The organism is Streptomyces sp. NPDC006174 (assembly GCF_040614075.1).
GTDB lineage: Bacteria > Actinomycetota > Actinomycetes > Streptomycetales > Streptomycetaceae > Streptomyces.
This window is the reverse complement of record NZ_JBEXTJ010000006.1, coordinates 452,860-464,120: the sequence shown is the minus strand read 5'-3', so window position 1 is coordinate 464,120 and position 11,261 is coordinate 452,860. Positions and strand designations below refer to the sequence as shown.

The following is an 11,261-nucleotide window of genomic DNA, read 5'->3' as shown; positions in this document are numbered from 1 at the left end:
AGGGCCTCGGAAGAGTGACGTACGGGACCGATCCGTGCAGCCGGACTACCCGGACCCGCGCATCGTGGGTTAGGTTAGGCATACCTAAGTGACCGCTTGGGTTTCCTGACCGCCTCTGGAGAGTTCGGATGCGTCCTTTCAGCCCTCGTGCCACGCAGCCGACCCGCGCCGAGCGCGTCCGGTCGATCCTCGTCGTCGCCCACTCGATGACGGTGGTGAGCGACGGCGTGCAGACCGAAGTCCGCCGCCTGGACGGCACGGGAGCGATGGGCCACATCCACCTGCACGCTCCTGCCGAGGACGGCCACGCACCGGCCGGCGAGCGGGTCCCGGCGCGCCTGGAGTTCACGGACATCGCGCCTACTCCCGTACGTGAGCGGCTGCGCGCCCGGGTCACGGTGACCGGCCTGCTGGCCGCCCCGTACAGCACGGACACCGAGAGCTCCACCTGCATGGAGTTCGGCCAGGCGGTCCTGGAGGACGCCGAGGGCCGCACCTTCATCACCCTCGAAGAGCTGGAGCGGACGGAGACGGACCCGGTCGCCGCGTGCGAGGCGGGCATGCTGACGCACCTGGTCGACGACCACAGCGAGCTGGTGCCGCTGCTGCTGCGCCTGGTCCGCCCGCAGCCGGACCGGGGAATGGCGCGGGCCGTGCCGCTGGCGATGGACCGCTACGGGGTCACGCTCCGCCTGGAGTATCCGCGCAGCCACCGCGACGTACGGCTGCCGTTCCCGAAGCCGGTGACCGACATCGACCAGGCGGGCCCGCAGATCCACGCGCTCCTGGCCGCCGCCCGCCGCGTCTCGCACCGCAACGGCCTGCCCGCCTAAGGGGCGTTGTCACCCGGCAGTCGTTGCGCCGGGACGGCCGGTGCGGCCGGGGCGAGCGCCGAGAGCCGGGCCAGCAGGTCTCCGAACGGGCCCTCGGCCGGCTCCTGCGCGAGCGCCCGCAGCACGATGTCCGCCATCTCCTGGTCGTACGCGGCGCTGACGGCGGCCAGCGCCGCGAAGTCGTGCACGAGCTGGATCTCCAGCTCCGCGCGCGGGATGCGCCGTCCGTCCAGCCAGATCAGCGCGGTCGACTCGGCGAGCGAGACCCAGGAGCGGACCACCAACTCCAGCCGGACGGGCGGGCCTTCCACGCCGAGGTGCGTGATGATCTGCTCGTACGCGGCCTGCCGCACCCCGTCGATCATGGCGTTGGCCGTCGACGAGCCGACCGCCGGACCGCCGCGCATCAGCGCCGAGAAGCCCGGCCCGTGCTCGTCGACGAAGTCGAAGAACCGGCCCATCACCCGCAACAGCCGTGCTCCCAAAGGCCCTTCGAGCGGCTCCAGGAAGCGGGCGGCCAGCTCGTCGGCGGCTCGCCGCAGCGCCGCCTCGTACAGGCTCTGCTTACCCGGGAAGTAGTGGTAGACCAGCGGCCGCGAGATGCCCGCGGCGGCGGCGATCTCGTCGATCGACACATCCTCGGGGGAGCGCCGGCTGAACAAGTCCAGTGCGACGCCGATCAGTTGCTGCCTGCGCTCATCGACGCCCATCCTGCGCCGTACCCCGGTCGTCATCCGGACAGCCTAACCGGGGTGCGGCCGCGTGGCTCCTACAGGTCCAGCACCAGCCGCCCGCCACGGCAGCGCGAGACGCAGATCAGCATCGAACCGGCGCGCTCGTCGTCGGTCAGCAGCTCGTCACGGTGGTCGATCTCGCCTTCCAGGACGCGCTGTTGGCAGGTTCCGCAGAAGCCTTGCTCGCAGGAGTACGCGACATGCGGCAGCTCTTCGCGGACGGCCGCCAACACGGACTGCCCGGCCGCCACTTGCACGGTACGGCCGGTGCGGTGCAGCTCCACCTCGAAGGCGCCGGACTCCGCCGGGCCCGTCGCGTCCGCCGTCGTCGCGGAGAACCGCTCCAGGTGCAGCGTGCAGCCCTCCGGGAGCGCGGCCGTGACGGCGGCCATCAGCGGCTCGGGCCCGCAGCAGTAGACGGCCGTACCGGGCGCGATGCCGGCCAGCGCGGCGGCGGTGTCCGGATGCCCGGCCTCGTCCTGCGCGACCACCGTCACCCGCCCGTCCTCGGCGCCGAGCTTCTCGACCTCGTCCAGGAACGGCATCGATCCCCGCGACCGGCCTCCGTACACCAGCCGCCAGTCAGCCCCGCGCGCGGCCAGCGCGCGCAGCATCGGCAGGACCGGCGTGATCCCGATCCCGCCCGCGACGAAGACGTACGCCTCCGCCTCCACCAGCGGGAACCGGTTGCGCGGCCCGCGCACCTCGATCTCCGCGCCTTCCCGAAGCTGCTCATGCACCTCCCGCGACCCGCCTCGCCCGGCCGCCACCAGCCGGGTCGCGACCGTGTACGTACCGGGATCGTCAGGATCACCGCAGAGCGAGTACTGCCGCACGAGCCCGGACGGCAGCACCAGGTCCAGATGCGCACCGGGCTGCCAGCGCGGCAACCGCGCACCTTCCAGCCGCAGTTGTACGACTCCGTCGGCGACGGAGACACGCTCGGTGACGGTCAGCCGTCTGATGGCCGTAGCCCGCCGCTGCGAGTGCCCGGAGACCGGCTCGGGCAGCGCGGGCATCGGCCACAGCGGCGACCGGGCGATCCGGCGGCGCAGCGCCCGCCGGGTGAGCAGGGCGGTACCGGCGACGAGGACAGCGGCGCGGAGAGGCGGCAGAGCCATGGGTCAGGACGTTCCCGTCGTACGGGCCTCGGCGGCGAGCGCCGCGGGCGAGTGGGCGAGGTAGTCGACGGCCTGGGCGGTGCTGCCCTCCTGGGAGGGGTGGTAGGAGCGGCTGAGGTAGCTGGGTATGGACCGCAGGATCGCGCCGGTGCTCGGCAGCGTTCCTTCCTTGCCGCTGGCGTGGAACGCCTTGAACGTGGCCTTGCCGTCCAGCAGGCTCGGATCGTTCTCCATGAAGAACCGGATGCCGCGCTGCCAGAGGAAGACCAGCGCCGAGAAGGCCGCCGCCCATGTCCGCACCCGCCTGCGGTAGCCGCCGTCGACATGCATGAACACCTCGAACGCCACCGACCGGTGCTCCACCTCCTCCGCACCGTGCCAGCGCAGCAGGTCCAGCATGGTCGGATCGGCGCCCTTGCGGTCCAGTGCCTCGGCGTTGAGGATCCAGTCGCCGAGGAAGACGGTGTAGTGCTCGATGGCCGCGATCATCGCCACCCGTTCCATCAGCCACCACTGCGACGGCCGCCCCGGCGGCAGCGTCCGGTCCCCGAGCAGCTTCTCGAAGAACCAGTCGACCTGCGCGGTGTACGGCGTCGGATCGAGCCCCAACTCCCGCATGTGCGGCAGCACATCGTCGTGCGCCTGCGAGTGCACCGCCTCCTGCCCGATGAACCCGATGACGTCCTCGCGGAGTTGCTCGTCATGGATGTACGGCAGGACCTGCCGGTACACATGGATGAACCAGCGTTCCCCGGCCGGAAGCAGCAGATGGAGCACGTTGATGGTGTGCGTGGTGAACGGGTCGCCCGGCACCCAGTGCAAGGGGGTCTTCTCCCAGGCGAAGGAGACCTTGCGGGCCTTGAGCACCGTCCGCTCCGACGCGACCGCCGCTGGCTGCGTGTTAGACATGGTGTCAATGTACTGACGGGTACTGGACGGGGCCAGAGGTGTGCACGGATTTCCCGCCGCCTCGTGCGGGAAGGGGCCGGGCCATGATGAAGGGATGACGACGAACTCAGCCCGTGCCCGCTCCTTCGACGCGGTGGCCGCCTCCTACGCCGCCAACCGGCCCTCCTACCCGCCCGCTCTGCTGGACGCGATCGAGGAGCTCTCGGGCCGCCCATTGGCCGGGGCCCGGGTCGCGGACGTCGGGGCCGGTACCGGTATCGCCACCGTCCTCCTGGACGACCGGGGTGCCAGGGTCACGGCGGTGGAGCCCGGTGACGGGATGGCCGGGGAGCTCCGCCGAGGACTGCCGCAGGTGCCTGTGGTGCGGGGTGACGGCAACCGGCTGCCGCTGCGGACCGGGTCGCTGGACCTGATCACGTACGCCCAGTCCTGGCACTGGACCGACCCCGCCCGCTCCGTACCCGAGGCGCGCCGCGTCCTGCGGCCCGGTGGTGCGCTTGCGCTGTGGTGGAACGACTCCGATCCTCGGGTGACGTGGATCGGCGAGCAGCGGCGGCGGGTGCTGGACGCCTTCGGCGAGGGCCAGGAGGACCAGCACGTGGCGGCGTACGACCCCGATGCCCGGCTCCGAGCCGAGCTGCCCGCCGGGGTCGACTTCCGTACGCGGCAGGTGGAGTGGGGCCGGGAGGTCGCGTTGGACGTCCACCTCGCCAACCTCGCCAGCCACTCCGTCTTCCTGGTCGCGGACCGGGCCGTGGCCGAGACCGTCCTGGAGCGGGAACGTGCTCTGCTGGCCGCCGCCTTTCCCGGCGGCACGGTCCGGGAGGCCTATGTGACGAGCCTGGCCGTCACCCGTACCTGAGACCGGATTTGGGTGCAGGATGGGCCGATGGCGACAGAACCGCAATGGCGAGTCGGAGCCGGCCCCCGGGCCGCGGGCACCCTCCTGGCAGCGCTGCTGCTCCTGACCGGGTGCAGCGCGGACGGCAAACAGAACGCGGCCGACGGCGCCGGGAACGACCGTCCCTCGGCACCGCCGACCGCGACGGGAACCCTGGAGCAGCTGGCCGAGAAGGCCGGCTGCGCACCCAACGTACAGACCGACGCCCAGGAGCTCCGGCAGGCCAACTGCAAGAGCACGAGCGGGCGTTACGTACTGACGACCTTCGCCACCGACCGCGGCCAGCGCGAGTGGATCAACGAGGCCAAGGACTACGGCGGTTCGTACCTCGTCGGCCGCCGCTGGGTCGCCGTCGGCGAGGCGAAGGTGGTCGCGGCGCTGCGCGGCCGGCTCGGCGGGACGGTGGAGACCGCCTCGCCGCACCACTCGGGGGAGAGCGGCGGTGGGGGGAGCGAGGAGGGGCACTCCGGTCACCACGGGAGCTGACCGCGCAGGTTGAGGGGGCGCTATCGGTGCCGGTGCCGTGTCAGGGCACCGGCACCTTCGGTTTCGGATCAGCGGCACCTGCGGCCGTCGTTGATGCACCGCACCATCTTCTTCATCAGCCTCTGATCGAAGACGTTGATGAAGTCGCCGTGGTCGGTGATCGGCTTGTGCAGCTGCTCCGGGAAGGAGTCGACGGCGAAGCCGGGCCCCGGCGGCACGTCGTACACGATCCGCTGGACCAGCTGCGGCACCGCCCGGAACCCGCTCGGGCAACGGCCGTTGGCCTGCGCGAACGCCACATGCGTGCGGTGGTTGGCGCTGTCGGTGTTCTGTCCGTCCCAGCAGTTCTGGAAGGCGAACGTACGCACCACCTGGCTGCCCTCGGGACAGATCGGGTACTTGTCCTTCAGCTGGCGGTTCTCGAAGCCGGTGCAGCTCCAGGAGGCGTTGGCGTTGGCATCGCCGTTGGTGAACGCCTTCGCGTCCCCGGTGATGATCCGCAGGAAGCGCGGCATCGCGGTGACCCTGCCGACGGGGGAGCCGACGAACTTCAGGGTCACCTGGGACGGCGTCTGGATCTGGCCGACGTTCTGGTCGCGCCCGCCGCCGTCGGCGTTCACATCGGCCTCGTCCTGGCCGTTCTGCAGGCGCAGCACGGGCCAGTAGTAGGTCGACCGGTCGCCTTGGTTCCGGCAGGTGGTGGCGCCGTTCGCCAGATCGTCGTCGCTGGCGAAGGCGTCGTTGGCCTGGTTGCCGATGTAATCGTGCATATGGTGCGCGCCGTTGCTCACGCCGGGCGCGACGATGACGTTGTCCGGGTTGAACTTCCCGTTCTCGTTACGGCCGCAGTCGGTGGTGAAGGTGCCCCGGGAGGCGCCGCGGCGCTGGCGGGGGCGCTGGACATTGGGCTGGACGGACTGGATGTCGACAAAATCGCCCGGCTCGGGCCCGTTGCCGCCCTGCCCGGGCCCTTGGCCGGGATTCTGGCCCGGGTCTTGCCCGTCGCCCGGGTCCTGACCGTTGCCTTGGCTCTCACCTTGGCCCTGGTTGTCACCCTGACCTTGGTTGTCACCCTGGCCCTGATTCTGGCCTTGGTCCTGCCCTTGGCCGTCGTCCTGACCGCCGTTGCCGCCGTTACCGGTATCCCCGCCGTTGGCGCCGTCACCGTTGCCGCCGTTGTCGCCGCCCTGGCTGCCGGAGGCACTGTCATCGGCGCGCAGGCTGCACCCGGCGAGGCCTTCGAGCCCGGCGGGCCGTTCCGCGACGCGTCCGATGGCCGTGGCGATGCGGTCGAGGCTCGCCGTCCGCTTGCTCCGCAGCGGGCCGAGCACGGCGTTCTCGGCGAGTCCGGGGTCCTGGGATATCTGCTCCTTGCGGTCGGCGAACTCCCGGTAGGCATCGGTGATCTGGGTATCCATCGTCGCGAGTTCGCGGTCGACCTCGCCGCGTGCCTGATCAGGCACCTCGCGCAGTTCGTTACCGGCATCGGGACAGTCGATGGTGGACATCTGGCGGCCCACGTTCTCGCTCCGGGTGGTGGGCGGCGAACCGGACGGCCCTTCCCCCGCGGAGGCGTAGACATTGACCGCCACCAGCCCGCCCCCGCCCAGGATCAAGGCGGCGGAGGCAGCTATGGCCCGGTTGGCCAGGCTGGAGCGTTTCTTGCGGGACGTACGGGGTGTACGTGCTGTGCGTCGCATGGGACTCCTCTGCTTCGAGGGAGAAGCGTGACGTCCCATACGGCCGCACCCGCAGCCCCGTTCAGCTCCCCGCCCGATTCGTGCGAAGCTCCAGCGGGAAAGCGGCCCGAACACCCAACTACCTTGCGAAGAAGGTCAATACGGCATCAACCAGAGGCCAGGCGGTCGCCGGCCGGTGGTCAGCCGTGGTCCAGATAGGCCAGCACCGCCAGCACGCGCCGGTTGTCGTCGTCCGAAGGCGGCAGGTCGAGCTTTCCGAAGATGTTCGAGGTGTGCTTGGCCACCGCCCGTTCCGTGATCACCAGCTGGGCGGCGATCGCCGTGTTGGACCGGCCCTGGGCCACCAGCTCCATCACCTCCCGCTCGCGCGGCGTGAGGCCGCCCATCGGCTTGTCCTGCGAACGCCGGGACAGGAGCTGGGAGATCACCTGCGGGTCCATCGCCGTGCCGCCCGCCGCCACCCTCCGTACCGCGTCGATGAACTGGTCCGCGTCGAAGACCCGGTCCTTCAGCAGATAGCCGATGCCCCCGTTGCCGTCGGCCAGCAACTCCCTGGCGTACAGCTGCTCCACGTGCTGAGAGAGCACCAGCACCGGCAGCCCGGGCCGTGCCCGCCGGGCGGCCAACGCGCACTGCAGGCCCTCGTCCGTGTGGGATGGCGGGAGCCGTACGTCGACCACCGCGACGTCCGGCTCCAACTCGGCCAGCGCCTTGCTCAGTTCGGGCCCGGTCTCCACCGCTGCGGCGATCTCGAACCCGTACGCCTCCAGCATGCGCACCAGTCCGTCCCGCAGCAGGAAGAGGTCTTCGGCTAGGACAACACGCAAGGCAGCTCCATGGTGACCATGGTGGGGCCGCCCGCAGGGCTGCTGACGGCCAGGACGCCGTCGAATGTACCGAGTCGGCGCTCGATTCCGCTCAGCCCGGAGCCCGAACCGATCCGCGCACCGCCTCCGCCGTTGTCCGTCACGGATATCCGCAGCATCCCCTCGCCGTGGTGCAGGTCCACCCAGATCCGGTCGCCGCCGGAGTGCTTCACCGCATTCGTCAGGACCTCGCTCACCGCGAAGTACGCCGCCGACTCCACCGGTGCCTCCGCCCGCCCCGGCAACTCCACCGTCACCTCCGTGCCGACCGGCAGCCGCAGAGCCAGCGCCTTGACCGCGTCGCCGAGGCCCCGCTCGGCGAGGACCGGCGGGTGGATGCCCCGGACCAGGTCACGCAGCTCGGTCAGCGCCTCCGCCGACGACTCCCGGGCCATCGCCAGCAGCTTCTTCGCCTGCGCCGGGTCCTTCTCGACGAGCGCCTCGATCGCGCCCAGGTTCATCCCCATCGCCACCAGCCGCGCCTGCGCCCCGTCGTGCAGGTCCCGCTCGATGCGCCGCAGCTCGGAGGCGGCGGTGTCCACCGCCTCGTGCCGGGTCTCGGTGAGCCGGTCCACGCGCTGCGCCAGCGTCTGCTCGGGCGTCGGCGCCAGCAGCACGCGGGCCAGCAGGAAGTGCGCCCGCAGCACCGGCTCGGCGGCGCGCGTGCCGAGGTGGAAGAGCACCACTCCGAGCGCCAGCGCGGCCAGCCCCGTGAGCTGGCTGTCCACCGGCACGAACCCGTACCAGTACGGACTGCCGTCCTGGAACACCCGCCACAGCCCCGCCGCCAGCACCACCGACTCGACCGGGTAGATCATCAGCGCCGCGGCCAGCACGGCCAGCACGGCTCCGACCGTCATGTCGACCAGCAGCCACTGGAGGTCCCGCCAGGTCGCCGGGTCCTTCAGCAGCAGCGTCGTCCGCGCCACCTGCCCGGTGACGCCTCGGCGCAGGTCCGGCGGGAGCGGGCGGTACGGCGCCGGTATCCGTACGCCGGACCAGTCGGCCGCCCACACCCGCCGCTGGTTCGCGTGGCGGCGCACCGCCTCCAGCACCACCGGCGTCGTGAACACCCCGATGCCCAGCAGGATGAAGGCGATCGAGAGCACCGCGAGGACGAACAGCGTGATGGAGACCGCCAGCCCGTAGACCGACAGGACGAGCCCTCGTCCCGCCGCCAGCATCGGCGGCCGTATCCGTGTCGCGAGTGCGTTCATCGTCGTCCCTCTCCCCTGACAGGACCCGAGCCGGCCCCCGTTGTCCTGCAAGTCTCGCCTCCGACCGCCCGGCAGCGGCAGCCGGTACGCCACCCACTCGGAGGTGTAGCCAGCACCACCTCCGCACCTGGTGCCGGCCCCTGGTGAACGGGGGTTCCGACGGCTGGGGCGGATCGGGCCCGGTCCCTAGATTCGAGGCCTTCCGACGCTCAGCTCATCTATTCCTGGGGGAGAATCCGCATGAAGCGCGACGGCATGAAGCGCGACGGTACGAGGCGCGACGGTACAAGGCGTGACCGCACGAGACCTGAGGGCATGAGGCAGGGCTGTGCGAGGCGCAACCTCGCGGCACGCGTCGGTGTGTGGAGCACACACCACCGTAAGACGGCCGTTCTCGGCTGGTTGCTCTTCGTCGTGCTCGCCGCCGGCATCGGCGGCGCGACCGGCATGGTCGAGATGTCCGACGCGGAGAACGGCGCCGGCGACTCCGCCCGCGCCGAGCAGATCCTCCAGGACGCCGGTCTCGCCAAGCCCGCCAGCGAACTGGTCATGGTCTCCGCTTCCGCCGCCGGTGACTGGAAGGCTGCGGCCGAGGCCCTGACCGACGCCGTACGCGACACCGGCGAGGTACGCGATCTGGCCCCGCCCGTCCCTTCCGCCGACCGCAAGGACGCCCTGATCACCTTCGCGATGAGAGGCGACGCGCGGACCGCACCCGACCGGGTCCAGCCCGTCCTGGACGCCGTCGCGGCCGTGGCGAAGGAGCACGGGAGCGTCGAGATCCACCAGTTCGGCGAGGCCAGCGCCGGCAAGTGGCTCGGCGACCTGCTGGCCGACGACTTCCGGCGGGCCGAGTTCACCGCCGTACCGCTCGCCCTCGGCATCCTGCTCGTCGCCTTCGGCGCCGTCGTCGCGGCCCTGCTCCCGGTCGGCCTCGCGCTCACCGCGTGCCTGGCCGCCTTCGGCCTGCTCTCCGTCGCCAGCCACCAGCTGCACCTGTTCCAGACGACGTACTCGGTGATGTTCCTGATGGGCTTCGCCGTCGGCGTCGACTACTGCCTCTTCTACCTGCGCCGCGAGCGCGACGAACGGGCGGCGGGCCGGGACGCCGAGACCGCGCTGCGGATCGCCGCGGCCACCAGCGGCCGGGCGGTGCTCGTCTCCGGGCTGACCGTGATGGTGGCGATGGGCGGCATGTTCCTGTCGGGGCTCCTGCTGTTCAAGGGCTTCGCGCTCGCCACGATCATCGTCGTGTTCATCGCCATGCTCGGCTCGGTGACCGTCCTGCCCGCGCTGCTGTCATGGCTCGGCGACCGGGTCGACGCGGGGCGCATCCCGTTCCTGAACCGGCGCGCGCGCCACAACGGCCAGGGCAGCGGCCGCATCGTCGGCCGGGTCCTTCGCCCCGTCCTCACCCGGCCCCGCCTCTTCGCCGTCGCCGCCACCGTCCTCCTCCTCGGCCTGGCCGCCCCCGCGCTCGGTATGAAGACCGAAACCCTGGGCCTGGAGAAGCAGTTCGGCTCCGACTCCGCACTCTCCGTCGCCCACCGCACCATCACCGAGAGTTTCCCCGGCGGCCCCGCCCCCGCACTCGTCGTCGTCCGGGCCCCCGACATCACCGCCCCGGACATCGGCAAGGCCCTCGCGGGCTTCGACGACGTCACCGTCCACCGCGCCGAGAACGTCGCCGAGATCGAGATCCCCCTCCCGAACGGCACCGCCGGCCTCACCCACCTCCGCGAGCAGCGGCTGCCCGCCGCCTTCACCGGCACGGGAGCGGAAACGTACGTCACCGGCGAGACCGCCTCCTCCGTCGACTTCAACGACCAGCTGCGGCGCGGCATCGTGCCGGTCTTCGCGTTCATCACGGCGGTGACCTTCCTGCTGATGCTGTTCTGCTTCCGCTCCTACGTCATCGCCGTCACGTCCATCGTCCTCAACCTGCTCTCCGTGGCGGCTTCCTACGGCGTGATGACCGCCGTCTTCCAGCACGGCTGGGGCGCCTCGCTGATCGGTTCGGAGGGGGTCGGCGCGATCGAGGCGTGGATGCCGCTGTTCGTCCTGGTGGTCCTGTTCGGCCTCTCCATGGACTACCACGTCTTCGTGGTCTCCCGGATCCGCGAGGCGCGCGGCGCCGGACTGGACAACCGGGCGGCGATCGAGACCGGCATCCGTCGCACGGCCGGAGCCGTGACCGGCGCGGCGGCGATCATGGTGGCGGTCTTCGCGGTGTTCGGCACGCTCTCCATGCAGGACATGCAGCAGATGGGCGTCGGCCTCGCGGTGGCGGTGCTGCTGGACGCCACCGTCGTACGGATGGTGCTGCTGCCCTCCGTGATGCTCCTCCTCGGCGAGCGCAACTGGCGTACACCGAGGGGCCTTTCGCGGCTGCCGAGCCTGGAGGACGGTGAGCCGGACCAGAAGGCGGAGGCCACCCCCGTACCTCAGAAGGTGTGACACGCGGGGACGGCCCCGGACCGCGGTACGAGACCGT

The 11,261-nt window shown here is 71.2% G+C and carries 10 protein-coding genes; 4 read left to right on the top strand and 6 right to left on the bottom strand.

Annotated features, from left to right (window positions below; genetic code table 11):
* The first annotated feature begins 128 nt into the window (after positions 1 to 128).
* Positions 129 to 833 carry a DUF2470 domain-containing protein gene (locus tag ABZ267_RS16785; protein ID WP_356751652.1) on the top strand — a complete coding sequence of 235 codons (705 nt, stop codon included), beginning with the start codon at positions 129 to 131 and terminating at the stop codon, positions 831 to 833.
* Here the strand turns inward: ABZ267_RS16785 and ABZ267_RS16780 are convergent.
* The 3 genes from ABZ267_RS16780 to ABZ267_RS16770 are packed head-to-tail and all read right to left on the bottom strand — an operon-like array spanning position 830 to position 3,597.
* A complete protein-coding gene (locus tag ABZ267_RS16780; RefSeq protein WP_356751654.1) occupies positions 830 to 1,567 on the bottom strand; it encodes a TetR/AcrR family transcriptional regulator in 738 nt (245 codons plus the stop codon). The genes ABZ267_RS16785 and ABZ267_RS16780 overlap by 4 nt on opposite strands.
* Before the next feature lie 35 nt (positions 1,568 to 1,602).
* Positions 1,603 to 2,688: a PDR/VanB family oxidoreductase gene (locus tag ABZ267_RS16775; protein WP_356751655.1), complete on the bottom strand. Its 1,086-nt coding sequence runs from the start codon at positions 2,686 to 2,688 to the stop codon at positions 1,603 to 1,605.
* A gap of 3 nt (positions 2,689 to 2,691) precedes the next feature.
* Positions 2,692 to 3,597, bottom strand: a complete 906-nt coding sequence (locus ABZ267_RS16770) for a metal-dependent hydrolase (protein ID WP_356751657.1) — start codon at positions 3,595 to 3,597, stop codon at positions 2,692 to 2,694.
* A gap of 94 nt (positions 3,598 to 3,691) precedes the next feature.
* On the opposite strand from ABZ267_RS16770, the gene ABZ267_RS16765 reads away from it, so the two are divergent.
* Both ABZ267_RS16765 and ABZ267_RS16760 read left to right on the top strand, forming a co-directional pair.
* Complete coding sequence (locus tag ABZ267_RS16765; protein ID WP_356751659.1) at positions 3,692 to 4,459, top strand: class I SAM-dependent methyltransferase; 768 nt, start codon at positions 3,692 to 3,694, stop codon at positions 4,457 to 4,459.
* A gap of 27 nt (positions 4,460 to 4,486) precedes the next feature.
* Entirely contained in the window at positions 4,487 to 4,984 is a 498-nt protein-coding gene (locus ABZ267_RS16760; protein ID WP_356751661.1) for a hypothetical protein, read from the top strand.
* Between the two features lie 68 nt (positions 4,985 to 5,052).
* Here the strand turns inward: ABZ267_RS16760 and ABZ267_RS16755 are convergent, their stop codons facing one another.
* The 3 genes from ABZ267_RS16755 to ABZ267_RS16745 all read right to left on the bottom strand — a co-directional run bounded on the left by ABZ267_RS16755 (position 5,053) and on the right by ABZ267_RS16745 (position 8,767).
* On the bottom strand, positions 5,053 to 6,684 hold the full coding sequence (locus tag ABZ267_RS16755; RefSeq protein WP_356751663.1) for a DUF1996 domain-containing protein: 1,632 nt from the start codon (positions 6,682 to 6,684) through the stop codon (positions 5,053 to 5,055).
* A 179-nt stretch (positions 6,685 to 6,863) separates the two neighbouring features.
* The gene (locus tag ABZ267_RS16750) at positions 6,864 to 7,511 is read right to left on the bottom strand and encodes a response regulator transcription factor (protein ID WP_356751664.1); all 648 of its coding nucleotides are present in this window, start codon (positions 7,509 to 7,511) and stop codon (positions 6,864 to 6,866) included.
* A complete protein-coding gene (locus tag ABZ267_RS16745; RefSeq protein ID WP_356751666.1) occupies positions 7,496 to 8,767 on the bottom strand; it encodes a sensor domain-containing protein in 1,272 nt (423 codons plus the stop codon). The genes ABZ267_RS16750 and ABZ267_RS16745 overlap by 16 nt, the downstream gene beginning before the upstream one ends.
* 315 nt (positions 8,768 to 9,082) lie before the next feature.
* Here ABZ267_RS16745 and ABZ267_RS16740 point away from each other — a divergent pair, with 315 nt between their 5' ends.
* Positions 9,083 to 11,224 (top strand): MMPL family transporter, encoded by a 2,142-nt coding sequence (locus ABZ267_RS16740; RefSeq protein ID WP_356751668.1) that lies wholly within the window; start codon positions 9,083 to 9,085, stop codon positions 11,222 to 11,224.
* The last annotated feature ends 37 nt before the right edge of the window (positions 11,225 to 11,261 follow it).

What these genes read in the sequence shown, in the direction of transcription:
- ABZ267_RS16745 (WP_356751666.1), bottom strand. Translation starts at nt 8,767, where the DNA reads ATGAACGCACTCGCGACACGGATACGGCCGCCGATGCTGGCGGCGGGA.
- ABZ267_RS16770 (WP_356751657.1), bottom strand. Translation starts at nt 3,597, where the DNA reads ATGTCTAACACGCAGCCAGCGGCGGTCGCGTCGGAGCGGACGGTGCTC.
- ABZ267_RS16780 (WP_356751654.1), bottom strand. Translation starts at nt 1,567, where the DNA reads ATGACGACCGGGGTACGGCGCAGGATGGGCGTCGATGAGCGCAGGCAG.
- ABZ267_RS16755 (WP_356751663.1), bottom strand. Translation starts at nt 6,684, where the DNA reads ATGCGACGCACAGCACGTACACCCCGTACGTCCCGCAAGAAACGCTCC.
- ABZ267_RS16775 (WP_356751655.1), bottom strand. Translation starts at nt 2,688, where the DNA reads ATGGCTCTGCCGCCTCTCCGCGCCGCTGTCCTCGTCGCCGGTACCGCC.
- ABZ267_RS16785 (WP_356751652.1), top strand. Translation starts at nt 129, where the DNA reads ATGCGTCCTTTCAGCCCTCGTGCCACGCAGCCGACCCGCGCCGAGCGC.
- ABZ267_RS16760 (WP_356751661.1), top strand. Translation starts at nt 4,487, where the DNA reads ATGGCGACAGAACCGCAATGGCGAGTCGGAGCCGGCCCCCGGGCCGCG.
- ABZ267_RS16765 (WP_356751659.1), top strand. Translation starts at nt 3,692, where the DNA reads ATGACGACGAACTCAGCCCGTGCCCGCTCCTTCGACGCGGTGGCCGCC.
- ABZ267_RS16740 (WP_356751668.1), top strand. Translation starts at nt 9,083, where the DNA reads ATGAGGCAGGGCTGTGCGAGGCGCAACCTCGCGGCACGCGTCGGTGTG.